Below are 23,353 nucleotides of genomic sequence, written 5' to 3' on the forward strand. Positions count from 1 at the left end.
AAATACCAATCCTTAGCCGGGAGGGCGGGAACGCCTCCCCGGCAACGTCTTAACTGATGGCTATCGGGAATATGGCGCCCAGGATCATGGCGCCCAGAATGGCACCGCCGGTGATCGGTTTCCCCCACAGATAGAACAGTAGCGATCCCGCCAGCGCACCAAGACCAATCGGAATCGATGCCGCCATCGCCGACAGGATAATCAATGGTCCGAGGAAACGACCGGAGGAGTTACCGGCGCCCATCATCACATCCGCACCATAGGTCGAGTCGCTCTGGTTGATGGTGAACTTACGCGCCAGAATAATCAGATAGCCAATCATCACGCCAATCACCAGACCGGTTGCCAGTGAGGCGGCAAAATTGGCCACCGGAAACACAATCCCGGCGCCGAGCAGCAGCGCCGGGACACCCAGTCCGACACCGGTCTGAATGGCGCCGCCAATATCAAGGATCCCGACCAGCGAACCTTCAATAATGCGTGCAAACAGAAAGCTGGCGCCAAAGGCCGCAACCGCGCCATAAACACCGGTATCCATGCCGGCACGCAGCATTGAGACAAAGGCCACTTCGTTAAATGCACCGATGCCGTACAGGTAGTACATATGGGTACCGGCAAATACCCCGGCGGAGAGCAGACCGACAAAAATCGGGAAGGACCAGTCGGCATACCAGAAGCCGCTTTTCGTATCACTCATTGCCATCTTCCTCGTTACTTACCGCTCAGGGTGTTGTGGATCATGTCGAGCCAGCCGGGGATACCCAGCTGGAACGACTGCAACAATTTCATATCGAAGCCACGGAAGAAGCCGCTCAGAACAAACAGCAGTACGATGGCAAACATCATCACCTTAGTGACTTTGTTCCAGCCGCTCTCCTCTACGCCTTTACCAATCAGAATACCCAGCACCAGGCCCGGTACCGCGTTGCCCATAATCAGCTGCGCAAGGCCGCCGAAAATAGTGGCCCAGAAGCCGGATTTCTTACCGGCATCAATCGCCGCCAGCCAGAAGATCACCGGCATCACGGTGTTCACCAGCAGGTTAGCTGCCGGTACCAACACTTTTACCGCGGTAACCTGTAGCGCAGCAGGCACCGCCGAGGCGGTAGTATTGAGAAAAGCGACCACGATCATGCCGATGACGCCGCAGGCAATGGCCATTCGTTTCGGATCGTGCAGGGTTTCCGCAAGGTTACGGTTTTTGACCATCAACGCGGCGGCGCCCCAGTTGGGGATAATGCGATGGTCAACGTCCTGGGTAAAAGAACCCGCCGCAACCGAAGAAGCCCAGGCGTTAAAGAAAAAACCCAGACCGAAAGAGAAGTGAGAGGCAGGATCACCTTCACAGGAATTCAGTTCACCCAGCGTACGAAATGCGCCCATCCCCTGCGTAACAGGTGCGTGGAACATACGCGCTGCACCGGCGCCCACCCCCACACCAACCAGCCCGCCGATAATTAGCGATTTAAATAAAATAATTAAAAACATTAGTCTTTCCTTTGGTTTTATTGCCCAACGTTTTTAGTTAGCAGTGAATTCAACCTTATCGGTATCTATCACCGTCACGTTGACGGTAATCTCCAGCTCCACGCTGTAGTTCCGTCGTTCCCGCGCCAGAAAGAAGAACAGGAACGTCTCTTTTCTGACGCTCTCCTGCGCGCGAATAACCCGCACGTCCTGTGGCTCGATGCGCAGTAGAATCTTATGGGTGGAACGCAATACGCTGCTCTGCACGTGGCTCAGGGCGTCGGCGAACGCTTTTGCTTTGCTATCGCCTTTGCCGCTGACCGTTACCGTGGTGGTAAATTGTTCCTTCATACTCAGCCGCCGTGTTTTTTATTCCAGGCCTGCACCAGACGTTCACCCAACTCTTCTTTGTCCATAAAGCCAAAACCCAACACCGTGCAGCCTTCGTTGATAGCGGTTACGCCTTCATCAATTGAGCGCATCCCGTGCTTCGCTTTGTAGCCATATTTGTTCTGCGCGGTAATCGCGCCGGCGCCACCGCTGCCGCAGAAGGAGATGCCAAAACTGGCGTTTTCCGCCTGCATCACATCCCCCAGTTTCATATCTGCCGCGACGCCGGGAACCACCACGGCACGACCACCGGCCTTTTCCACGCCGAGAGCGACTTTCTGACCTTTACCTAAACGATCGCCAATAACTACGGTGATTTGTGACATGTTGTGTTCCTTAATCTGTGGTTTCAGAATTCTTTCGCCACCGGCGGCATCATTACCGCCCCGGTGTTTAGTGATTTTCTTTGGCAACCTCAAAGTGCACCGATAACAACCACGCCTCTTCTTGCGGCAGATTGCCAAACAGATCCACCACCTGCCGCGCCAGTTGCATCGACTGTGGGGAGATATCTTCAAACAGATCCTCCTCCACTTCCGGCAGCGCTTCGCCGGTCAGCGAGCGCAGCGCCATCGCGCGCACATGTGACACCAGCATCTGCTGCTGTACCGCATTGGGATGGATGGTTTGTGCGCTAAACAGCGCGCCGATTTGCGCCATCACCTTGTCGGCCAGCGCCTGGATCGCTTCCGTGCTCGCTGCAGAATTTACCGCCACCGCTGCGTTTTTCACCTTTACACCCCTTTTGCCAGTACGGCGTCATCCCGATATTTCGCGTTAAAAATAAATTACCCCGCAGCGGCGGTTGTGTGGAGACGCACTTTTTCCGTTTCGAAACGGAAATCGCAGCCGCGCTGAGTTGTTCACGCACAAAAAACGTTATTTCATGCAATTAACCAGCAATAAATGAGAGACAAATCACGATATAGCCATTATGGCCGGAGGAATTTGCACAACCGGGTGACGAAAAGGGGAAATAACAGTGGGGAGTAATGCAACTATAAGAAATAGTGATGACCTGTTAGCGGGGCGGCCAGGCCGCCCCGAATAATTAACGGAATTTTTTGTGATTGGCGTCGCGGGTGTCGGCGAATTTTTTCGCTTCAGCTTTCGCTCCGGCGATATCACCAGCCTGAGCCAGCTTCATACTGGCATCAATCTGGCCAATCAGAGTATCCAGGCCCGCCTGATAATCCTTCACTTCCGGGCTGTCTGGCGCTTTACCATCCAGCGAGTCCGGGGTCTTGCTCTTTGAATCGACTGCCGCAGCACGCATATCCGTTAAGGCTTTTTTTAACTCAGTAGCGTCACTGGTCTTCATTACTGTGCGATAGGCGCCTTTCAGCACATCCATATCACCAGCCAGATCTTTCGCCAGCACGGGACTACTGGCGCACAACAGGGATACAGCCAACATTGCAATCACATGCTTACGCATTACGACATTCCTTATTGTTATAAAAGAGAAGACAAAAAAGGCGGCCCGAACGGGGCCACCTGATAATAATATACAAAGATTAAGGTTTTTATTTACTGTCCGGCGATTTTCATTTCCGGTAACAGCACTGAACCACACTGAATATTGCTACGGGTCTCAATATCACTGCCGACGGTGACAATATTGCGCCACATATCTTTCAGATTACCGGCAATGGTGATTTCACTGACCGGATACTGAATTTCGCCATTTTCCACCCAGAAACCGGCGGCGCCGCGCGAATAGTCGCCGGTAATACCGCTGACGCCCTGCCCCATCAGTTCAGTCACCACCAGACCGGTGCCCAGCTGTTTCAGCAGATCGTCAAAGCTGGCTCCCTGACCGGCGATGCGCCAGTTATGGATGCCTCCGGCATGGCCGGTACTCTGCAGGCCCAGTTTGCGCGCTGAATAGCTGGTCAGCAGCCAGTTTTGCAATACGCCATCTTTAATGATGTCGCGCTGCTGTGTACGTACCCCTTCGCTGTCAAAAGGCGTGGATGCCAGCCCTTTTAGCAGATGCGGATGCTCTTCAATGGTCAGCCACTCCGGCAGGATCTGTTTACCTAAAGAATCGAGTAAAAATGTCGATTTACGATAGACGCTGCTGCCGCTGATTGCGCCCACCAGGTGGCCAAACAGGCCGGTCGCCACTTCGGCGGCAAAAATCACCGGCGCTTTCATCGTCGCTAATTTCCGCGGTGACAGGCGCGACAGAGTGCGGCGGGCGCACTCTTCCCCTACCCACTCCGGCGATTTCAAATCACTCATGGCGCGGCCAATCGAGTAAGCGTAATCACGTTCCATATCGCCATTATGTTCGGCGATCACACAGCTGGAAAGCGAATGACGGCTGGAGCAGTAGCCCTGCAGCATACCGTGACTGTTGCCGAATACTTTGATGCCGACATGGCTGTTAAAACTGCCGCCTTCGGTGTTGGTGATGCGCTTATCGGCTTTCAGCGACGCCTGCTCAGCACGGGCGGCCAGCTCGATCGCCTGCTCGGCATCCAGATCGGACGGATGGAACAGATCGAGATCCGGCGCGGTAAACGCCAGCAGATCGCGATCGGCTACGCCGGCATACGGATCCGCCGAGGTATAACGCGCAATATCGATCGCTGCCTGCACCGTACGCTTAATCGCATCGGGGCTGAGATCGGTTGAGGAGGCGCTGCCCTTACGGTTTTGGTGATAAACGGTGATGCCAAGTGCGCCATCACTGTTAAATTCAACATTTTCCACCTCACCGTAACGCGTGCTGACGCTGATACCGGTGGTTTTGCTCACGGCGACTTCTGCTCCATCCGTGCTGGCTTTCGCCAGTTCAAGCGCTTGCGCGACTGCCTGCTCAAGCGTTTTACGCTGTTCTGCAACCTGGGAGATTACTTTCATCGGCCTGCCATATCATTAATGGGTTATCATTTGAGTCTAACAGACTCAGACAACAATTTCGCACCAGGCACATAACCTGATAGCATTAGCCTCTTTTTTAGGAGCCTAACCATGACCAAGCAGCCCGAAGACTGGCTCGATGATAAACCCGATAATCAGGAAGAAGAAGATGATGAGATTATCTGGGTCAGTAAAAGTGAAATTAAACGCGACGCGGAAGAGTTAAAACGCCTCGGCGCGGAGATGGTTGAACTCGGTAAAAATTCGCTGGATAAAATCCCGCTGGATGACGATCTGCGTGCCGCCATTGATCTGGCGCAGAAAATTAAGAAAGAGGGCCGCCGCCGCCAGCTGCAGCTGATTGGCAAAATGCTGCGTTCCCGCGACGAAGAGCCGATTCGCCTGGCGCTGGATAAACTGAAAAATCGCCACAACCAGCAGGTTGCGCTGTTCCATAAACTGGAAATGCTGCGCGACCGTCTGGTTGAAGAAGGTGATGAAGCGGTACCGGACGTGCTGAATCTCTATCCGCATGCCGATCGTCAGCAACTGCGGTCGATGATCCGCAATGCGCAAAAAGAGAAGGCCGCGAATAAACCGCCAAAATCCTCCCGCCAGATTTTTCAGTATCTGCGCGAACTTGCCGAAGCCTGAGTCAGCGACAAGGGCGACATCACTGTCGCCCCTGCAGTAATGCTGCCGGTACACCACTGTGAAAACGCAGTTCGGCGTCCGGTTGCTGAATTAATTTTGCCTCCGTTTCGCCAATCTTTCTGACGCGCGCAGCGATGCCGCGAGGTGAAATTTGCGCGGCCAGCGCCAGATAATCCTGATAGTGACGCGCTTCCGAGCGCAGCAGCGACAGGTAAAACTTCTCCAGCTCCGCATCAAGGTAAGGCGCCAGACTGGCAAAACGCTCGCAGGAACGCGCTTCGATATAGGCGCCGCAAATCAGTTTATCCACCAGCGTATCCGGCTCATGAGTGGTCACTTCGCGCAGCAGCCCTTTGGCATAGCGGCTGGCGGTGATTTTGATATAGGGAATATTGCGCGCCTGCATAATTTCCAGCACCTGGTAGAAATGGTGCAGCTCTTCTTTAATCAGCAGCACCATTTTTTCCACCAGCTCATCGGCGTAAGGCAGATCGCCACGGGCGATCACGCTTTTCGACAGGCTCTTATGGGCATCAAGAAATTGCAGGTCGTGGTTTTCGCTGTGGACAAAGTTTTCATAAGGCTTCAGCCAGGCCAGCAGCGCCTCGCCGCTCTGTTTATCGGCCACATATTTGCGGATCAGCCAGATAGCCGTCTGCGCCGCTTTGAGTTCGCACACCAGATGGTCGGTAAGCAGCAGCGCCAGATTTTCCGGCTTGCGCGCCTCATCAATCCACGCCTGCGGCGTACGGCAATGCAGAAAGCCGTGAATGGGGGTAAGCAGTTCGGAATAGTTCATTGTGATATTGATTGTCAAAATGGGTAACATGTTTAAAATAACATAACTACCATCTGCAAACATAATTTTCTAACTCATAAAAAGGTGTGATATCTGTCAACCTGACATATCCTCTTTTTTCTGCTAACTTGTCCTTTTTATTCTCATCATACACGGCTGCGTATAACCATTCACTATTGATGGTTTTTATTTTTACTATATCATCATGCTTATCAAAAGAAGAGTGAACATCAGAATTCACGTTGGAAGCAGCTTTGAAATGACCGATACCCAGACCTTCTTTAAGATAATATTTTGTCAGGTAAGGGTAATTATTGGAGCAACGATAAACCGCCTCTTCTGGCAGCGCATCATTTTTACTGTATAAAACATCCGGCGTAAAAGAAGAAAGTTCTGCGAAGTAGTAATAAGAGCCGCAATCACTGGACTTTTGAAGTTTCACTACCGATGCATCTCCTTTCTGATTAGCATATCACTCTTTTTTAGAAAAGATATTTCCTTCTCCCTGTTAACTGGAAAAGAAATATATATGACCTTCCCATAGTAAGATGACTTTTCGTCAGGAAAATATCTGAATCCCAATATCGGGGTGTTCACTGTGCCGTTATCATTCCAGTCGGCTTGCCAGTAGGCCTGCAGGACACCCTCAGTCAGAATCACCGTTGCCATCAGGGATGGCGTGGACAACATCATCAGCAGAGATAAAATTAATCGTTTTCTCATGATGCCCCAGATTTATTGATCTGAAATTAACATAACATGAACTTATTACAACTTTGAAGTTATGGATACCCTTCTGATTAAGGATAGCTTTAATTTCATTATATAGCGGGCCGCTCGCGTTCACTCTGTCACCCAGTTTTACTTTTCCTGGCAACCAACAACCATCAGTATCTTGCGGACTGTTCCCCGGATGAATAAGAATCCAGCGATCAGAGGGAACCTCTGCATTAAACATCTGTGGTGTGGGGCTATGCCTGGCAAACTTTGGGCTTGCATGCCATTTCAGTCTATATACCAGGTCTTTCCAGAAAATAACCTTTAACATCGGTTCCGGATATACGAAACTCACTAATAATTGAGTTTTCTGTTTGCCAAAATCTTTTGATAAAAAGCGTAAATACCATTTTAATCATCCTTGTTTAAAACAGACATTTTCAGACAGCCAATGTTAAACGCCTTCTGTTTATTTTTCGATATTATGCCCCACAGTTTTTGTGAATTTAGCTACCTTTCACCCCCAAATGTCGCAGGGACGGTGATTTCACCGTCCCTGACCACTATCTAAAAAATCAATGACGAACGCCGGTATCTTCCTCATCCACTTCGCCATCTTCATCTTCATCATCATCCTGCGCATCAGGATCTTCGAAGTAAGTGCCCCAGCCGTCGTAATCGACATTGTATTGCGCCGCCAGCTTAACCAGCTGTTCTACCTGGGCGTCAATCAGTTCAGCATTGAGCGCGCCTTCACTGATAATGTCGCAGCACATGACGGTGGTGCCATCTTCCAGTTCCAGTTCTTCCGGTTCACTCACCTCGTAGCCGAGTTTGAATGCATCCACAGCCACTTTTTCCAGTGAATCGAAATTGTTACAAGAGAGATGATGTTCAATAGCATAAAGCGCATCAGGATCGCTGCCATCTTCCAGCAGTTCTTCGATGATCAGACGCGTTTCTTCGCGTTGCTCTTCCAGCAATTGTTCGTAGGCCATGATTCTGTTCCTCAAAATAGGCGACGGTAAGTTAGATTATTTTCCCACAGCGCCGTTCGCGCCACTACACAAAACAGAAAGTTTCTTTTGCCTGGGGTTGAAAATGCATATTCATACGGTTAAATTGAATTTTAATTCATTCAAGGCGACACACGGAGTGCTGTATGAGTCAGTTTTATCAACGCCATTTCCTCAGGCTGCTCGATTTTACCCCGGCTGAAATTAACGCCCTGCTGGCACTGGCTGCCACCCTGAAAACCGATAAGAAAAATGGTGAGGAAGTTCAGCACCTTAAAGGGAAGAACATCGCGCTCATCTTCGAAAAAGACTCGACCCGGACGCGATGCTCTTTCGAAGTTGCCGCATTCGATCAGGGTGCCAATGTCACCTGGATCGGCCCAAGCGGTAGTCAGATCGGTCATAAAGAGTCGATTAAAGATACCGCGCGCGTGCTCGGCCGGATGTATCACGGTATTCAATATCGTGGTCACGGTCAGGAAATTGTGCAAACCCTGGCGCAATACGCCGGCGTGCCGGTGTGGAACGGCCTGACCAATGAATTTCATCCCACCCAGTTACTGGCCGACCTGCTAACGATGCAGGAACATCTGCCGCAGAAATCGCTGCGCGAGATGACTTTCGTCTATGTTGGCGATGCGCGTAATAATATGGGTAACAGCATGCTGGAAGCTGCAGCGCTGGTGGGGCTGGATCTGCGTCTGGTGGCGCCAAAAGGCTGCTGGCCGGAAGAGGCGCTGGTGGCGGAATGTCGCCAGGCGGCAGAAAAAACCGGCGGTAAAATTACCCTGACGGAAGATATCGCGGAAGGCGTTACCGGGGCAGACTTTATCTATACCGATGTGTGGGTATCGATGGGGGAACCGAAAGAGACATGGCAGGAGCGTATCGCCCTGCTGCGTAAGTATCAGGTTAATATGGCGATGCTGCAACAAACCGGTAATCCACAGGTGAAATTCCTGCACTGCCTGCCGGCGTTTCATGATGATCAAACCACGCTGGGCCAGCAAATGGCCGAACAGTATGGCCTGCACGGCGGCATGGAAGTGACCGACGAGGTATTTGAGTCCGCCCACAGTATCGTTTTTGATCAGGCAGAAAATCGTCTGCACACCATTAAAGCCGTAATGGTGGCAACCCTGGCGCAACTGCCCTGAAACCGGCGAAGCAAACGTTTACTTCGCTGATGATTTTCGCTTGCCGCGAAATCCTGATTCAGTATAATGCCCGACAATTTGCCGGGAGGAAGTATGCATCTGAGCACCTTTGACATTATCGCTCAACAACGTCTGCTTGCAGACGATGCCCCCTTTTCCTTCCGTTGCATATCCGATGTTAAAAAAGCCCCTCATTGCAGGGGCTTTTTTTTGTCCGTCGTTCGGCACGCGTAGAGGAGAGTGAAACATGGCCAATCCGCTGTATCACAAACATATAATTTCAATTAACGATCTGGATCGTGAAGAACTGGAGCTGGTGCTGAGCACCGCAGCCAGCCTGAAAGCCAATCCGCAGCCGGAACTGCTGAAGCATAATGTGATTGCCAGCTGCTTCTTTGAGGCATCGACGCGCACCCGTCTGTCGTTCGAAACGGCGATGCACCGTCTGGGCGCTTCCGTGGTCGGCTTTGCCGATGGCAGCAACACCTCGCTCGGCAAAAAAGGTGAGACCCTTGCCGATACCATTTCGGTGATTGGCACCTATGTCGACGCCATTGTGATGCGCCACCCGCAGGAAGGCGCAGCGCGTCTGGCAACCGAATTCTCCGGCGGCGTGCCGATCCTGAATGCCGGTGATGGCGCCAACCAGCATCCGACGCAGACCCTGCTGGATCTGTTTACCATTCAGGAAACGCAAAGCCGTCTCAGCAAACTGAATGTGGCGATGGTCGGTGACCTGAAATATGGCCGCACCGTACACTCGCTGGCGCAGGCGCTGGCGAAATTCGACGGTAACCGCTTCTTCTTTATCGCCCCGGATGCGCTGGCGATGCCATCCTACATCACCGATATGCTGGATGAAAAAGGTGTGGTCTGGAGCCGTCATGACACCTTTGAAGAGGTGGTGCCGCAGGTTGATATTCTGTATATGACCCGCGTCCAGAAAGAGCGTCTGGACCCATCGGAATACGCCAATGTGAAGGCGCAATTTGTTCTGCGCGCCAGCGATCTGGCCGGCGCACGCGATAATATGAAAGTCCTGCATCCGCTGCCACGTATTGATGAAATCACCACCGATGTCGACGCCACGCCGCATGCCTGGTATTTCCAGCAGGCGGGTAACGGCATCTACGCACGTCAGGCGTTGCTGGCGCTGGTACTGAATAGCGAACTGGCTCTGTAAGGGGAAACAATGATGACACATGATAACAAACTGCAGGTTGAAGCGATTAAACGCGGTACGGTGATCGACCATATTCCGGCGCAGATTGGCTTTAAATTGTTGACCCTGTTTCGCCTGACGGAAACCGATCAGCGTATTACCATCGGCCTGAATCTGCCTTCCGGTGAACTGGGACGTAAAGATCTGATTAAGATCGAAAACACCTTTCTCACCGACGATCAGATCAATCAGCTGGCGGTTTACGCGCCACATGCCACGGTTAACCGTATTGATGAGTATGAAGTCGTCGGCAAGATCTCACCAACGCTGCCAGACCGTATTGAGCGCGTACTCACCTGCCCGAACAGTAACTGTATCAGTCGTAGCGAGCCAGTGACGTCCAGCTTTGCAGTTAAAAAACGTCATGATGACGTGCATCTGAAGTGCAAGTATTGTGAGAAAGAGTTTGCCCATCATGTAGTGCTGGCAAACTGGTAATCGTCAGGCACAAACTTATAATGGGTGCCTGTTATCAGCACGGGCGGCATTAATGCCGCCCCTACAAACCGGAGAAGGTATGTCCCGCGAAATCAGTACGGAAAATGCACCTGCCGCTATCGGACCTTATGTTCAGGGTGTGGATCTTGGCAGTATGATTATCACTTCAGGCCAGATCCCGGTTGATCCAAAAACCGGCGCGGTGGCGGACGAGGTGTCAGCGCAGGCGCGTCAGTCGCTGGAAAATGTGAAGGCCATCGTCGAAGCAGCGGGTCTGCAGGTGGGCGATATTGTGAAAACCACGGTGTTTGTCAAAGATCTCAATGATTTCGCTACGGTTAATGCCACCTACGAAGCCTTTTTCACCGAGCATAAAGCCAGTTTCCCGGCACGCTCCTGCGTGGAAGTGGCGCGTTTGCCAAAAGATGTGAAGATCGAGATTGAAGCGATCGCCGTACGTCGCTGATGGTCGCCCTTCCTCCGTTTTGCCGCGGAGGAAGGATCACTCTCTTACGGATGTTTCTACTGGATCCCGGCAATGCCGGGTAGTTGTTGCTCAAGGGCAAACAACGCCTGGTCAAGCTGTTCACCGTCTGGATGGAACCCGTCACGATAACGGATATAGCGGAGCACTTCCCGCAGCAACGTATGATTATCACCCGATTCCAGCCCGATGGTTTCGCGCAGGCTGCCGTCGGCATTCACCGGTGTTAACCTGCCGGGACGCACAACCAGCGCCGCCGCCTGTTCAGCCGGCAGGCTGGTATATTCTTCACCCGAGAGATCATAATAGCGCTGAAATTCATCCAGCCCATCTTCCTGAATCACGCGTATAGCAAAGTGCTGCGCGATAAAAGATAACACCCTTTCCCGCGGCAATAAATTATTAACGCTATCGCGTATCCTGTCGACACGCTGGATATTATTCAGTGCCGCAGGTGTGATAAGTTTTTTTATTACGCGTTGCAAATCATCGGATATTCTGTGCTGCGGATAAGGGGACTTCTGCGGGTAAATTTCAGCAAGGTGAATTTTCGAGGCAATACTTCTCAGGGAGAGTGCATTCACCGCAGGGTTATGTAACCATCCTGTCACCAAATCCTGACTATTGGGTTGATTGAAAAATAATAAGTATGCCAGATCATTATCACTCGCTGAACAGCCAAGCTTCTCTCTGACCCACGCCAAAAACTCTGGCAGATGCTTATGGTCATAATCGGGTCTGATGATCATCTGGCCGATTTTCTTTAGCGCCCTGCCAAAGAAAAACCCCTCGCCGTCATACAGATAATGCGTTAAGTCTGTCCCGGTGCAAAAAAAACGTTCCAGGGTGGCATCGGTGAATGGCTCCATCCATGCAAGATCGATTTCCCCCGTTTCGCTGATCTCGCCAAGACGTTCATTGCAATACTGCATAATATACCTCAGGCGCTGCGCGGAAATTTTCTCATTGCTGAGCCAGTGGTCAATAACATGAAAAGGCAATCCACGATAACCACATACCTCTGTCGTATTTACCGGCGGCGGCTGGAGGGTATCGCCAAAGATAAAGGGCACGATATCCATATTTGCCAGCAACATTCTGGCCCGTTCAGCATACTGCGACATAATCTGCCAGCCGAGTTTCCTGATGTCATCCCTGTTGTTGAATAAGTTCAGCTGCTCAGCGTTAAGTATCGACCTTTCCATAATGAGCGGGCTATGCCGGTAGATTTGTTGAAACAGTTTTATCAGCGGGTAACTGCGCAGAAAATTTATCTCCAGCATTCTGATTAGCCGGTTTTTAAGCACTTCATCTTTGGATACTGCGGCGTTCGGGTGATGGTCAAAACTGGCCGGATCGGCAAGGTAATCTAAATTCTCCGCAGGATAATTGTGCGCCAGAGTATGCGTAAAAACATCCTGTTCGTCATCAAGGCGCATCACATAGCCATAATCAAGATAACCGGCAATAGAATACATCGCGGATTCAAATTCAGCGATAATCCTTTCTATTTCACATCGGCGAGCGGCCAGCTCATGATTATCCTCTGCCAGAGACTGAAGTTTTGCACCAATAGTTTCGCTCCCCACCATCAGTAAATCGCAATCAATGATATGCTTAACGGCAGTGCTGTCGCTGATAAAATTGCGTAACTGTGCCTCTGTGCAGCCTGATTTAACCAGCATCGCGATAACGTCATCATTTAGTACGGATGCCAGCGCTAATAAATCAATATCGGGCAGTTTCTGCCGCGGTGTAAGGTTATCCTGCGTCCACCTGGCTATCTGCTGCAGCTGCTGCTGCAATTTATTTTTATCAGCAGCAGACAACGTTTGATGAGCGAGAACGATGTTTTTTATCCCCCTTAGCCGGTCAGGGTTTGGCGTGACGATAAATTGTTTCAACGCCTGGGTTATATTGACTTTATCATCCGCACTGAGCCCGGTTTTACCCATAGCTTCCCGCAGCGTATTTTCATGTAACCCGACCGTTTGGCGAAATATTTTTTCCACCACATCCGGCATCGTTTTCAGCCAGCAACTGATAGCACTTTTTTCGTCGGGGTTCAGGATCTGTTGGTCGTGGGCGGCGATAAGCCGCAGCGGCGACAATAAAGAGGAAACCGGCGCTGTTCCCCGGGGAAATAGCCGACCTGACGGTAGCCCTCTGAACACACTGATCTGCGCAGGCGTGAGGGGGGTATTGGCTACAGAAGTAACCGGCAATAATCCGTCGCTGCTGGTGACCGACGGCTGGCCGGTCCAGGGCACTAACTGTGATCCGCTGGTTGGAATGGGGGCTGGCATCTTCCTCTCCTTGTGACAGATGCGGGAATACAATGGTAAAGCGAGCCGGTTCCTGAGACACCGGTCTGCGGCAGGTCCACTGTAATCAGCCATTACCTGCACAGCAATCCACGACGATGACTTTGGCGTTTATTTAAAAACAGTTCCCCCCTCGCGCATCGGGAGAGCGCGCGGTGCGTTACTTATGGTCGCCCTTCCGCCGTTTTCCGCGGCGCAAGGCACTGCCACTTACGGATATTTCTGCCGCAGCGCTGCCGTTTCGGTCAGTTGTCGCTCAAGGGTTAGCAGCGCCTGGTCAGGCTGTTCACCGTCTGGATGGAGCCCGGCACGATAACGGGTATAGCGGAGCACTTCCCGCAGTAAAGTATGATTATCGCCAGATTCCAGCTCAATGGTTTCCTGCAGGCTGCCGTCGGCATCTACCGGTATTAAGCTGCCAGGACGCAAAATCAGCGCCGCCGCCTGTTCAGCCGGCTGGCTGGTATAATCCGCACCCGAGATATCATAATAGCGCTGAAATTGATCCAGCCCATCCTCCTGAATAATACGTATAGCAAAATGCTTCGCAATAAAGGATAAAACCGTTTCCCGGGTAAATAGTTCATTAATTTCCTGTCGCGCCTTATCCAGCAGTTGCATATCTCTGAGCGCTGCCGGGGTGATAAGTTTATTTATCACCTGACGCAAATCTTCGGATATTCTTTGCTGCGGATAAGGGGACTTCTGCGGGTAAATTTCAGAAAGGTAAATTTTCGCGGCAATACTCATTAGAGATAACTCCCCGTCCGGGGGATGGTAAAATAATAAGTATGCCAGATCATTATCACTCGCTGAACAGGGGAACTGCTCCCTGACCCATGCCAAAAATTGTGGCAGATGCTGATAATCGTAATCATCTCTGATCAGGATTTTACCGATTCTGTTCAGTGCCCTGCCAAAGCACAACGCATGTGGTGCAAGCAATGGGTTGATTAAATCTGAGCGTGGAGAAAAAAAGCGGCGCAGGGTGGCATCAGTGAGTGGTTCCATCCATGAGAGATCGGCTTTTCCCGTTTGGCTGATCTTACTAAAATATTCGTTAATGAACTCGTCAATATATTTCAACCGCTCCGCGGAAAAGTCCGGATTACTTATCAAGTCATCAATGACGGCAAAGGGTAATCCACGACCGCCATAAGGCACCCCGCTAAGATTGATCGCTGGCGGCTGGCGGCTATCGCCAAAGATAAAGGGCGCAATCGCCATCTTTGACAGCAAGTACCTGGCCCGCTCGCCATACTGCGACATAATCAGCCGGTTAAGCTTTCTGATGTCATCACTACTGTTGGATAAGTTCAGCTGTTCCTGATTAAGCACCGATCTTTCCATGATGATCGGGCTATGCCAGCTGATTTGTTGAAACAGGGTGAATAGCGGATAACTGCGCAGGAAATTAATCTCAAGTAGTCTGATGAGCCGGTTCTTAATCACTTCACCTTTTGACACGCCGGGGTTCGGGTGATCTTCAAAGCTGCCTGGTTCGGTAAGATAATCGAGATTCTCTGCAGGATAATTCTCCTCAAGCAGATGGGTGAAAGTATCACTTTCATCGGCAATACGTAAATAATAATCGAAATCAATATAACGATTAATACGATACATCTCCCGTTCAAATTCGTCGATAATTCTTTCCGCGTTATATTTAATATCCGCCGGCACAGTTATCTTTTCTGCCAAAGAGTGAAGCTTATTATCAAGACCTTTGCTACCGACAAGCAATAAATCTAACCTAATCATATTATCAGCAACCGCTTTCTGACTGATAAAATAGCGTAATTGCGCCTCAGTGAGTCCTGATTTAACCAGCATCCCGATAAGGTCATCATTCAGGTAAGATGCCAGTATGACAATTTCAGCGTCTGAAAGTGGTTTTGCTGGCGACAACAGCTCCTGCGCCCTCGTTGCCATCTGCTGCAAGCGTTGCAGCACTTTATTTTTATCAGCAGCAGACAGCGGCTGATTACCGGCGACGGTACTTTTAATCGCCTGGAGTCGGGCTGGATTTTCCCTGACCACAAAATGTTTCAGCGCCTGTTTTATCCTGCGGAGCTCCGCCGGCTGGTACTCTGTTTTACCGATCGCATTCCGTAGCGTTGTTTGATGCAATTCAACCGTGTTGTGAAATATCTGCTCCATGACATCCGGCGTACTGTTTAGCATATTTTGCAGCACCCCGGGTAAGCGGGTATTGAGTCTGGCCGTTTTGTTCCCCACCCTGGCAGTACAGTCAGCGGCTACGGTTCCACCCGAGGTGGGGGATAAGGGCCGGACCGGCAGTTGCTCAGGCGGCAAGTATGATATTTCAGCAACCGGGGGCGCAGCGACAGCAGGAAAATCAGGCTGAGCAAGATTGGTTACGTTTTGCGGGCGTATCGGCAAGAGCAGCGAGGGAACAGGCACCCGTTGATGGCCAAATAATGCACGATACAATGATAATGATGGTAGCGTTGCTGGCGGTAATGGCCGGACCGGAGTATTGCTTACATAACGGGTAAGCGGTAAAGCAGAAGCGCTGCTGGCGACCGGCGGCTGGCCGGTCCAGGGCACTAACTGTGATCCGCTGGTTGGGATGGGGTCTGGCATCTTCCTCTCCTTGTGACAGATGCGGGAATATAATGCTAAAGCGAGCCGGTTCCTGAGACAGCGGTCGGCGGCAGGCCCACTGTAATCAGCCATTACCTGCACAGCAATCCACGGCGCTGGCTTTGGCGTTTATTTAAAAACAGTTAACCGTTCCCGCATCGGGAGAGGCCGCGGCTGGCAAAAAAAGTGTCCTTCGGGCCGCCATTAAATTTTTGCAACAACCTTATCAACGGACTGAGTTAACTTTTTTCCGCGCCTGAATAACGCTATCTCATTGTCTAATGGCTGGTTCTGCGGTTTTCACTCCGGCTGCTGCCCGATTTTCAGACTGATCCAGTGTAATGACGGTTTCGAAGCGCCAGTAAGTAGCTAATCTTAAAGGACGCAAAGAAAACCAAGAAACTGTCTATAAAAATGGGTGGACCTTTTCACCCGGATAATCAGGATTGAGCAATGAATAAAATTCCACCATGGTGGCAGAACGGCGTCATCTATCAAATCTATCCCAAGAGCTTTCAGGATACGACCGGTAGCGGAACAGGCGATCTGGCGGGGGTGATTCAGCGGCTCGACTACCTGAAATTACTGGGAGTGGATGCTATCTGGCTGACCCCCTTCTATATTTCCCCGCAGGTCGATAACGGTTACGACGTGGCGAACTACACCGCCATCGATCCATCGTTTGGCACCCTGACCGATTTCGACAATCTGGTTGAGCAGGCGCATAAGCGTGGTCTGCGGGTCATTCTCGATATGGTATTTAACCACTCATCGACCCAGCACCACTGGTTTCACGAAGCGCTGGATCGTGAAAGCCCGTATCGCTCTTATTATATCTGGCGCGATGCCACTGAATCCGGGGGGCCGCCCAATAACTGGCGCTCGAAGTTTGGCGGCCACGCCTGGCGCTGGCATGCGGAGAGCGCGCAGTACTATATGCACCTGTGGGCGCCCGAGCAGGCCGATCTGAACTGGGAAAATGACAATGTTCGCGCCGAACTGAAGCAGATTGTTAATTTCTGGGCCGATCGTGGTATCGACGGGCTGCGGCTGGATGTGGTGAATCTGGTATCCAAACATCAGGATTTCCCTGACGACATTGGCGGCGATGGCCTGCGGCTGTATACCGACGGGCCGCGTATTCACGAATATATGCAGGAGATGAGCCGCGACGTATTTCGCCCGCGCGAACTGATGACGGTAGGGGAAATGTCCTCCGCCACCCTGGAGCACTGCCAGCGCTATGGCTCACTGGAAGGGGAAGAGCTGTCGATGGTGTTCAGCTTCGACCACGTCGAGGTCGATTTCTATCAGGGGCAAAAATGGACCCTGACGCCGCTGGATCTGGTGGCATTAAAAGCCATTTTTACCCACTGGCAGCAGGGAATGCACAATATCGCCTGGAATGCGCTGTTCTGGTGTAACCACGATCAGCCACGCGTGGTGTCACGCTGGGGCGACGAAGGCGAATATCGCGTCCAGTCGGCGAAGCTGCTGGCGATGGCATTACACGGTATGCAGGGCACCCCTTATATTTTTCAGGGGGAAGAGCTGGGGATGACTAACCCGCACTTTACCCGCATCATCGATTACCGTGATATTGAAAGCCACAATATGTATGCCGAACTGCGTGCTCAGGGGCGGGATAACGATAACCTGCTGGAGATCCTTGCCAGCAAGTCACGCGATAATGGCCGAACCCCGATGCAGTGGGATGCCAGCGCCAACGGCGGCTTTACCGAGGGCACGCCGTGGATTGGTATGAGCGATAATGTCGCAACGGTTAACGCTGAGGCGGCGATTGCCGATCAACAGTCAGTGTTCTACACCTATAAACAGCTGATTCAGTTGCGCAAAAGTCATGAGATTCTCACCTGGGGTGATTACCAGGATCTGCTGGCGGAACACCCTTATTTATGGTGCTATCGTCGACAGTATCAGGGTGAAACGCTGATTGTGGCGGTAAACCTGAGCCGTGAAGCGCAGTCCTGGCATCCCGATGCGTTTGACGGCAGCTGGGAGGTGCTGATAAGCAATTACCCATCACCACGCGAGGAACCTGGCGAGATGATGCTACGGCCGTATGAGGCGGTCTGGTGGTATCAGCAGGGCACCGGACGATACTAATACGCAGCGCCCGGGCGGTATTTATGCCGCCCGCTTTATATCCGGCCATAACCCCATCGCCATCTCCGCCATCGCCAGCAGCGCCCCGGTGCCGGCGCCGTCGCGCGCCTGAATCGACATCCCCTGCTGAATGCCAACATACAGCCGTGACAGCGCCGCGGTATCGATAGTGCTCGCCAGCTCGCCAGCGGCTACCGCCTGATCCAGCCGCGCCCGGAGTTTGCTGACGCCGGCCTGACGTGATCGCATAACTATCTCACCCAAACGCTCGTAACCTTCGCTGGCTACCATCGATAAGGTGACCATACAACCAGGCGGAAACTCGCCGCTGGTTAAGGTGGTTGCCGAACAGTGCAGCCACTGCCGCACCGCTTCGCGCGCGCTGCCGGCGCTCTCCAGCGGCCCCCAGATTAGCGGCGCAATGCTCTGCTGATAGTATGTCAGGACTTCCTCGTAAAGCTCCTCTTTGCTGCCAAACGCGGCATACAGGCTGGGAGAGTTAATCCCCATTGCCTGATACAGATCGGCCATCGATGTCGCGGTATAACCTTTTTGCCAGAAAATCTTCATCGCCGCAGTCAGTGCTGACTGTCGGTCAAAACTTCTGGGGCGTCCACGTTGTGCCATCACCCTCTCCTTTTGTTTTTGTATCGATCGATATAATAAACTGGTTGACGGCTGGCGGCAACTGCCCTTATGGTAATTATGTATCGATCAACACATAAATCAGGATAACACCATGAACATACTCTCAGGTAAACGCGCACTGGTGACCGGAGCCAGTCGTGGCTTAGGCAAAGCAATGGCGCTGTCGCTGGCGGCAGCGGGGGCGGATGTGGTTATTACTTACGAAAAATCCGCCGATAAAGCGGCGGAAGTGGTAGCGGCAATTGAAGCGCTGGGGCGTAAAGCAGCGGCTATTCAGGCCAACAGCGCCTCTGCTGACGAGGTGCGCAGTGCGGTCAATAAAACCGTGACGACCCTCGGCGGCCTCGATATTCTGGTCAATAATGCCGGTATCGCCCGTGGCGGCCTGCTGGAAGAGATGGCACAGGACGATATCGACGCGATGATTAACGTTAATATTCGCGGCCTGATTGTCGCTACCCAGGCCGCATTGCCCCATCTGGCGGCAGGCGCGCGCATTATCAATATCGGCAGTTGTCTCGCCGAACGGGTACCGATGACGGGCATTAGCGTGTATGCAATGACCAAATCCGCACTGCTGGCGCTGACGCGCGGTCTGGCGCGCGATCTTGGCCCACGCGGCATTACCGTTAATCTGGTGCATCCCGGACCTACCGACAGCGATATGAATCCGGCCGATGGCGAAGGAGCCGAAGCTCAGCGTCAGTTTATCGCGCTGGGTCATTACGGCAAGGCCGAAGATGTCGCCGCCGCCGTCACCTTCCTTGCCAGCCCGGCAGCGCAGCAGATTACCGGTACTGGCATTAATGTCGATGGCGGCATTAATGCCTGATGAGACAGACACCGCCGCAGCGCATGCTACGGCGGTGGTTTCCATTTACTGACCTACCCCCGCGCCGCTTCGATCAGATTTATCCTGGCCAATTTTTCCGCATAATTGACATCTGTCCAACTTTTCCACCGTACCCTGCAATCTTTGCTTTGCATCAATAAAAGTGCAGTTAATTTCGATCCAATACCATATATAGCGTTTACTATGCCTATCCTTATCTACATATAGATATTCTCAACAAGGAGAGCAACGGTGGCAACAGTAGTAATCAAACGAGATGGCTGTCAGGTGACCTATGATGAGCAACGCATCTGCGCCGCGATCTGCGGTGCGGCGCACGCAGCACAGATTGAAGACGACGACTATTGCGCGACCGTAGCTCGCCAGGTAAGCCTGAAAATGCAGGGCAGAAGCAGTGTCGATATCCACGAGATTCAGGGCGCGGTGGAAGACCTGCTAATGGCCGGACGTTATCCGCAGCTGGCACGTACCTATATTGAATATCGCCATGATCGCGATGTCGCGCGCGAAATGCGCGGCAAGTTAAACCAGGCGATTCGTGGTCTGGTAGAGCAAAGCAATCCGGCGCTGCTGAATGAAAACGCCAATAAAGACAGCAAAGTGATCCCTACCCAGCGCGATCTGCTGGCAGGTATTGTAGCCAAGCATTATGCGCAACAGCATATTTTACCGCGTGATGTGGTCAGCGCTCATGAACGCGGCGAAATTCACTATCACGACCTCGACTACTCCCCATTCTTCCCGATGTTTAACTGCATGCTGATTGACTTAAAAGGCATGCTAAACAATGGGTTTAAAATGGGGAATGCCGAAATTGAACCGCCGAAATCAATCTCTACCGCGACGGCAGTGACCGCACAGATTATTGCCCAGGTCGCCAGCCATATTTATGGCGGCACCACTATCAACCGCATTGATGAAGTCCTTGCCCCCTTTGTCGAGGCCAGCTTTGCCAAACACCAGGCGGTGGCGCAGCAGTGGCAGATCCCCGACGCTGAGGGCTATGCCCACAGCCGTACCGAAAAAGAGTGCTATGACGCCTTCCAGTCACTGGAATATGAAGTCAATACTCTGCATACCGCTAACGGACAGACGCCATTTGTCACCTTTGGTTTCGGGCTGGGCACCAGCTGGGCGGCACGGCTGATCCAGCAGTCTATTTTACAGAATCGCATTGCCGGTCTGGGTAAAAACCATAAAACCGCCGTTTTCCCGAAACTGGTTTTTGCCATCCGCGATGGCATTAATTACCGGGCCGGCGATATAAATTACGATATCAAAAAACTGGCGCTCGAGTGCGCCAGCAAGCGCATGTATCCCGATATTCTTAACTATGATCAGGTAGTTAAGGTTACTGGTTCATTTAAAACCCCGATGGGATGCCGCAGTTTCCTCGGCGTCTGGGAAGAGAATGGAGAACTGGTGCATGAAGGCCGCAACAATATTGGCGTTATCAGCCTGAACCTGCCACGCATCGCGCTGGAAGCCCGGGGCGATGAAGCGCGTTTCTGGAGCCTGCTTGATGAGCGTTTACTGCTGGCGAAGCGCGCCCTGATGACGCGTATTGCCCGGCTGGAAGGGGTCAAAGCGCGTGTCGCCCCAATTCTGTATATGGAAGGGGCCTGCGGCGTGCGCCTGAAAGCCGACGACAATGTTGCCGATATTTTTAAACATGGTCGCGCTTCGATCTCGCTGGGTTATATCGGTATCCATGAGACGATCAATGCCCTGAGCGGCGGACAAACCCATCTGTATGACGATGCGACGTTACGGCAAAAAGCGGTGGCGATTGTCGCCCGTATGCGCGACGCCGTGGAACAGTGGAAGGCCGAAACCGGCTATGGCTTCAGCCTGTACAGTACGCCAAGTGAAAATCTGTGTGACCGCTTCTGCCGCCTTGATGCCGCGCAATTCGGCGTGGTTCCCGGTGTCACCGACAAAGGCTACTACACCAATAGTTTCCACCTCGACGTCGAGAAGAAGGTCAATCCGTACGATAAAATCGACTTTGAAGCAGATTACCCACCTTTAGCCAATGGCGGTTTTATCTGTTACGGCGAATACCCCAATATCCAGCACAACCTGAAAGCGCTGGAAGATGTCTGGGATTACAGCTATCACCGCGTGCCTTATTACGGCACCAATACGCCAATCGATGAGTGCTATGACTGCGGTTTCACCGGTGAATTTGACTGTACCAGTAAAGGCTTTACCTGCCCGAAATGCGGCAATCATGATGCCAGCCGGGTATCAGTGACGCGTCGGGTGTGCGGCTATCTCGGCAGCCCGGACGCACGTCCGTTTAACGCCGGTAAACAGGAAGAGGTGAAACGACGGGTGAAACATATGGCGACAGGCGCACTGGATCAGTAAGGCAGACGCAGACACCATGAATATTCATCAGTACTATCCGGTTGATATTGTGAACGGCCCCGGCACCCGCTGTACGTTATTTGTCGCTGGCTGCGAGCATCAGTGCGTGGGGTGCTATAACAAAAGCACCTGGCGGCTGAATTCCGGCGTGCCCTTTACCATTGAGATGGAAGAGAAGCTGATTAATGATCTTAACGATCGGCGTATTCCACGTCAGGGGTTATCGCTATCCGGTGGTGACCCGCTACATCCGGCCAATGTGGCGGATGTCCTGCGGCTGGTGAAACGGGTGCGCCGCCAGTGCCCCGGCAAAGACATCTGGGTGTGGACCGGTTATACCCTCGACCAACTCACGCCTGCGCAGCAGCAGGTGGTGGCGGAGATCGATGTGTTAATTGACGGCAAGTTTATTCAGGCGCTGTATGACCCGATGCTGCCGTGGCGTGGCAGCAGCAATCAGGTGATTCACTATCTTCCGCGATAAGTCAGCTTGCAGGGCATTAAGGCAGATGCAGTTCAGCGGACTCGATAATCCTGGTGCCGCTGGCGGATGGCGTAAAAGCTTCGCGCAGCATCACCCGGGCCACATCGCGGGCTTCCACCGCCCGCCAGTTGCCCGGCAACATTTTAAACAGCGGCGCCAGCAGCGATTCGGCGCCGCGTTGCTGTGGACGATCCCCCAATAGCAGTGATGGTCTGAGCAGCGTCAGTCGCGGCCAGTTCTGATCTCGCAGGGCGTTTTCCATCTCTCCTTTTACCCGGTTATAAAAAAACGGCGAGTGGGCATTGGCGCCATGGGCGCTAACCACCAGCAGATGTTGCGCACCCAGCCGCTGACCGGCCAGCGCACTGTCAACCACCAGCGTCGAGTCAACATGAATAAACGCTTCTTTACTGCCAGCCTGCTTACGCGTGGTGCCGAGACAGCAAAAAACCACCTCTATCGCCGTGTCCAGCGAACGCAACACCTCAGTTAAATCCTCTGCCACCCGATTAACCACTTTATCCATCGGCGGCAGGGCGCGGCGCGTCGGCAATATGATTTCGCTGACGCGCGCATCGGCGATCAGCAAACCCAGCAAATGGCTGCCGACTAAGCCTGTTGCTCCGGTCAAAAGTACTCTGCTCATGATGACTCTCCTTTTTCTCAGTCCAGGCCCGGAGATGATTTGTTACCGCTCCGGACTACGCTAACTTGCTGTTAAAAAA

At 52.3% G+C, this 23,353-nt stretch carries 25 protein-coding genes; 9 read left to right on the forward strand and 16 right to left on the reverse strand.

Going from position 1 to position 23,353, the window contains the following annotated elements; all coding sequences use genetic code 11:
- Positions 1–49: 49 nt before the first annotated feature.
- The 7 genes from JWF83_RS01920 to pmbA all read right to left on the reverse strand — a co-directional run bounded on the left by JWF83_RS01920 (position 50) and on the right by pmbA (position 4,728).
- Positions 50–697: a DUF4310 family protein gene (locus JWF83_RS01920; RefSeq protein WP_413648241.1), complete on the reverse strand. Its 648-nt coding sequence runs from the start codon at positions 695–697 to the stop codon at positions 50–52.
- A gap of 14 nt (positions 698–711) precedes the next feature.
- Complete coding sequence (locus JWF83_RS01925; RefSeq protein ID WP_413648242.1) at positions 712–1,488, reverse strand: DUF4311 domain-containing protein; 777 nt, start codon at positions 1,486–1,488, stop codon at positions 712–714.
- Between the two features lie 33 nt (positions 1,489–1,521).
- Entirely contained in the window at positions 1,522–1,818 is a 297-nt protein-coding gene (locus JWF83_RS01930; protein ID WP_413648244.1) for a DUF4312 family protein, read from the reverse strand.
- Positions 1,819–1,820: 2 nt separating this feature from the next.
- On the reverse strand, positions 1,821–2,183 hold the full coding sequence (locus tag JWF83_RS01935) for an SFCGS family glycine-rich protein (RefSeq protein WP_413648246.1): 363 nt from the start codon (positions 2,181–2,183) through the stop codon (positions 1,821–1,823).
- A gap of 67 nt (positions 2,184–2,250) precedes the next feature.
- Positions 2,251–2,589 (reverse strand): glycine dehydrogenase, encoded by a 339-nt coding sequence (locus tag JWF83_RS01940; protein ID WP_413648248.1) that lies wholly within the window; start codon positions 2,587–2,589, stop codon positions 2,251–2,253.
- A gap of 319 nt (positions 2,590–2,908) precedes the next feature.
- Positions 2,909–3,295: a cytochrome b562 gene (cybC, locus tag JWF83_RS01945; RefSeq protein ID WP_413648250.1), complete on the reverse strand. Its 387-nt coding sequence runs from the start codon at positions 3,293–3,295 to the stop codon at positions 2,909–2,911.
- Between the two features lie 92 nt (positions 3,296–3,387).
- Positions 3,388–4,728: a metalloprotease PmbA gene (pmbA, locus tag JWF83_RS01950; protein WP_413648252.1), complete on the reverse strand. Its 1,341-nt coding sequence runs from the start codon at positions 4,726–4,728 to the stop codon at positions 3,388–3,390.
- Between the two features lie 111 nt (positions 4,729–4,839).
- On the opposite strand from pmbA, the gene yjgA reads away from it, so the two are divergent.
- Positions 4,840–5,382 (forward strand): ribosome biogenesis factor YjgA, encoded by a 543-nt coding sequence (gene yjgA, locus JWF83_RS01955; protein WP_413648254.1) that lies wholly within the window; start codon positions 4,840–4,842, stop codon positions 5,380–5,382.
- A gap of 19 nt (positions 5,383–5,401) precedes the next feature.
- Here yjgA and miaE read toward each other — a convergent pair whose 3' ends face one another.
- From miaE to rraB, 4 genes are all read right to left on the reverse strand, one after another.
- On the reverse strand, positions 5,402–6,181 hold the full coding sequence (gene miaE / locus JWF83_RS01960) for a tRNA isopentenyl-2-thiomethyl-A-37 hydroxylase MiaE (protein WP_413648255.1): 780 nt from the start codon (positions 6,179–6,181) through the stop codon (positions 5,402–5,404).
- Positions 6,182–6,227: 46 nt separating this feature from the next.
- Entirely contained in the window at positions 6,228–6,623 is a 396-nt protein-coding gene (locus JWF83_RS01965; protein WP_413648257.1) for a hypothetical protein, read from the reverse strand.
- A gap of 204 nt (positions 6,624–6,827) precedes the next feature.
- Entirely contained in the window at positions 6,828–7,229 is a 402-nt protein-coding gene (locus JWF83_RS01970; RefSeq protein WP_413648258.1) for a DUF5675 family protein, read from the reverse strand.
- Between the two features lie 244 nt (positions 7,230–7,473).
- Positions 7,474–7,896, reverse strand: a complete 423-nt coding sequence (rraB, locus tag JWF83_RS01975; protein ID WP_413648259.1) for a ribonuclease E inhibitor RraB — start codon at positions 7,894–7,896, stop codon at positions 7,474–7,476.
- A 164-nt stretch (positions 7,897–8,060) separates the two neighbouring features.
- Here rraB and argF point away from each other — a divergent pair, with 164 nt between their 5' ends.
- Positions 8,061–9,071: an ornithine carbamoyltransferase gene (gene argF, locus JWF83_RS01980; protein WP_413648260.1), complete on the forward strand. Its 1,011-nt coding sequence runs from the start codon at positions 8,061–8,063 to the stop codon at positions 9,069–9,071.
- Between the two features lie 18 nt (positions 9,072–9,089).
- Here the strand turns inward: argF and JWF83_RS01985 are convergent, their stop codons facing one another.
- Positions 9,090–9,320: a hypothetical protein gene (locus tag JWF83_RS01985; protein WP_413648261.1), complete on the reverse strand. Its 231-nt coding sequence runs from the start codon at positions 9,318–9,320 to the stop codon at positions 9,090–9,092.
- On the opposite strand from JWF83_RS01985, the gene pyrB reads away from it, so the two are divergent.
- From pyrB to ridA, 3 genes are all read left to right on the forward strand, one after another.
- Positions 9,319–10,254: an aspartate carbamoyltransferase gene (pyrB, locus tag JWF83_RS01990; protein ID WP_413648262.1), complete on the forward strand. Its 936-nt coding sequence runs from the start codon at positions 9,319–9,321 to the stop codon at positions 10,252–10,254. The genes JWF83_RS01985 and pyrB overlap by 2 nt on opposite strands.
- Before the next feature lie 12 nt (positions 10,255–10,266).
- Positions 10,267–10,731 carry an aspartate carbamoyltransferase regulatory subunit gene (pyrI, locus tag JWF83_RS01995; protein WP_413648437.1) on the forward strand — a complete coding sequence of 155 codons (465 nt, stop codon included), beginning with the start codon at positions 10,267–10,269 and terminating at the stop codon, positions 10,729–10,731.
- 79 nt (positions 10,732–10,810) lie between these two features.
- Positions 10,811–11,197 (forward strand): 2-iminobutanoate/2-iminopropanoate deaminase, encoded by a 387-nt coding sequence (ridA, locus tag JWF83_RS02000; protein ID WP_413648264.1) that lies wholly within the window; start codon positions 10,811–10,813, stop codon positions 11,195–11,197.
- A 56-nt stretch (positions 11,198–11,253) separates the two neighbouring features.
- Here ridA and JWF83_RS02005 read toward each other — a convergent pair whose 3' ends face one another.
- Positions 11,254–13,521: a hypothetical protein gene (locus JWF83_RS02005; RefSeq protein WP_413648265.1), complete on the reverse strand. Its 2,268-nt coding sequence runs from the start codon at positions 13,519–13,521 to the stop codon at positions 11,254–11,256.
- A gap of 228 nt (positions 13,522–13,749) precedes the next feature.
- Entirely contained in the window at positions 13,750–16,143 is a 2,394-nt protein-coding gene (locus tag JWF83_RS02010) for a hypothetical protein (RefSeq protein ID WP_413648266.1), read from the reverse strand.
- Positions 16,144–16,596: 453 nt separating this feature from the next.
- Here JWF83_RS02010 and treC point away from each other — a divergent pair, with 453 nt between their 5' ends.
- Entirely contained in the window at positions 16,597–18,270 is a 1,674-nt protein-coding gene (gene treC, locus JWF83_RS02015; protein ID WP_413648267.1) for an alpha,alpha-phosphotrehalase, read from the forward strand.
- 21 nt (positions 18,271–18,291) lie between these two features.
- Here the strand turns inward: treC and JWF83_RS02020 are convergent, their stop codons facing one another.
- Positions 18,292–18,897 carry a TetR/AcrR family transcriptional regulator gene (locus tag JWF83_RS02020; RefSeq protein WP_413648269.1) on the reverse strand — a complete coding sequence of 202 codons (606 nt, stop codon included), beginning with the start codon at positions 18,895–18,897 and terminating at the stop codon, positions 18,292–18,294.
- A gap of 112 nt (positions 18,898–19,009) precedes the next feature.
- Between JWF83_RS02020 and JWF83_RS02025 the strand changes: the two genes are divergently transcribed.
- The 3 genes from JWF83_RS02025 to nrdG all read left to right on the forward strand — a co-directional run bounded on the left by JWF83_RS02025 (position 19,010) and on the right by nrdG (position 22,628).
- On the forward strand, positions 19,010–19,750 hold the full coding sequence (locus tag JWF83_RS02025) for an SDR family oxidoreductase (protein ID WP_413648270.1): 741 nt from the start codon (positions 19,010–19,012) through the stop codon (positions 19,748–19,750).
- A gap of 252 nt (positions 19,751–20,002) precedes the next feature.
- The gene (nrdD, locus tag JWF83_RS02030; protein WP_413648271.1) at positions 20,003–22,144 is read left to right on the forward strand and encodes an anaerobic ribonucleoside-triphosphate reductase; all 2,142 of its coding nucleotides are present in this window, start codon (positions 20,003–20,005) and stop codon (positions 22,142–22,144) included.
- A 16-nt stretch (positions 22,145–22,160) separates the two neighbouring features.
- Complete coding sequence (gene nrdG, locus JWF83_RS02035; protein ID WP_413648273.1) at positions 22,161–22,628, forward strand: anaerobic ribonucleoside-triphosphate reductase-activating protein; 468 nt, start codon at positions 22,161–22,163, stop codon at positions 22,626–22,628.
- 16 nt (positions 22,629–22,644) lie between these two features.
- Here the strand turns inward: nrdG and JWF83_RS02040 are convergent, their stop codons facing one another.
- On the reverse strand, positions 22,645–23,274 hold the full coding sequence (locus JWF83_RS02040; RefSeq protein ID WP_413648274.1) for an NAD(P)H-binding protein: 630 nt from the start codon (positions 23,272–23,274) through the stop codon (positions 22,645–22,647).
- Positions 23,275–23,353 lie beyond the last annotated feature (79 nt).

The organism is Pantoea sp. B65 (assembly GCF_047308185.1).
Classification (GTDB): Bacteria; Pseudomonadota; Gammaproteobacteria; order Enterobacterales; family Enterobacteriaceae; genus Erwinia.

What these genes read in the sequence shown, in the direction of transcription:
- JWF83_RS01920 (WP_413648241.1), bottom strand. Translation starts at nt 697, where the DNA reads ATGAGTGATACGAAAAGCGGCTTCTGGTATGCCGACTGGTCCTTCCCG.
- JWF83_RS01925 (WP_413648242.1), bottom strand. Translation starts at nt 1,488, where the DNA reads ATGTTTTTAATTATTTTATTTAAATCGCTAATTATCGGCGGGCTGGTT.
- JWF83_RS01930 (WP_413648244.1), bottom strand. Translation starts at nt 1,818, where the DNA reads ATGAAGGAACAATTTACCACCACGGTAACGGTCAGCGGCAAAGGCGAT.
- JWF83_RS01935 (WP_413648246.1), bottom strand. Translation starts at nt 2,183, where the DNA reads ATGTCACAAATCACCGTAGTTATTGGCGATCGTTTAGGTAAAGGTCAG.
- cybC (WP_413648250.1), bottom strand. Translation starts at nt 3,295, where the DNA reads ATGCGTAAGCATGTGATTGCAATGTTGGCTGTATCCCTGTTGTGCGCC.
- pmbA (WP_413648252.1), bottom strand. Translation starts at nt 4,728, where the DNA reads ATGAAAGTAATCTCCCAGGTTGCAGAACAGCGTAAAACGCTTGAGCAG.
- yjgA (WP_413648254.1), top strand. Translation starts at nt 4,840, where the DNA reads ATGACCAAGCAGCCCGAAGACTGGCTCGATGATAAACCCGATAATCAG.
- miaE (WP_413648255.1), bottom strand. Translation starts at nt 6,181, where the DNA reads ATGAACTATTCCGAACTGCTTACCCCCATTCACGGCTTTCTGCATTGC.
- JWF83_RS01970 (WP_413648258.1), bottom strand. Translation starts at nt 7,229, where the DNA reads ATGTTAAAGGTTATTTTCTGGAAAGACCTGGTATATAGACTGAAATGG.
- rraB (WP_413648259.1), bottom strand. Translation starts at nt 7,896, where the DNA reads ATGGCCTACGAACAATTGCTGGAAGAGCAACGCGAAGAAACGCGTCTG.
- argF (WP_413648260.1), top strand. Translation starts at nt 8,061, where the DNA reads ATGAGTCAGTTTTATCAACGCCATTTCCTCAGGCTGCTCGATTTTACC.
- pyrB (WP_413648262.1), top strand. Translation starts at nt 9,319, where the DNA reads ATGGCCAATCCGCTGTATCACAAACATATAATTTCAATTAACGATCTG.
- JWF83_RS01985 (WP_413648261.1), bottom strand. Translation starts at nt 9,320, where the DNA reads ATGTTTCACTCTCCTCTACGCGTGCCGAACGACGGACAAAAAAAAGCC.
- pyrI (WP_413648437.1), top strand. Translation starts at nt 10,267, where the DNA reads ATGACACATGATAACAAACTGCAGGTTGAAGCGATTAAACGCGGTACG.
- ridA (WP_413648264.1), top strand. Translation starts at nt 10,811, where the DNA reads ATGTCCCGCGAAATCAGTACGGAAAATGCACCTGCCGCTATCGGACCT.
- JWF83_RS02005 (WP_413648265.1), bottom strand. Translation starts at nt 13,521, where the DNA reads ATGCCAGCCCCCATTCCAACCAGCGGATCACAGTTAGTGCCCTGGACC.
- JWF83_RS02010 (WP_413648266.1), bottom strand. Translation starts at nt 16,143, where the DNA reads ATGCCAGACCCCATCCCAACCAGCGGATCACAGTTAGTGCCCTGGACC.
- treC (WP_413648267.1), top strand. Translation starts at nt 16,597, where the DNA reads ATGAATAAAATTCCACCATGGTGGCAGAACGGCGTCATCTATCAAATC.
- JWF83_RS02020 (WP_413648269.1), bottom strand. Translation starts at nt 18,897, where the DNA reads ATGGCACAACGTGGACGCCCCAGAAGTTTTGACCGACAGTCAGCACTG.
- JWF83_RS02025 (WP_413648270.1), top strand. Translation starts at nt 19,010, where the DNA reads ATGAACATACTCTCAGGTAAACGCGCACTGGTGACCGGAGCCAGTCGT.
- nrdG (WP_413648273.1), top strand. Translation starts at nt 22,161, where the DNA reads ATGAATATTCATCAGTACTATCCGGTTGATATTGTGAACGGCCCCGGC.
- JWF83_RS02040 (WP_413648274.1), bottom strand. Translation starts at nt 23,274, where the DNA reads ATGAGCAGAGTACTTTTGACCGGAGCAACAGGCTTAGTCGGCAGCCAT.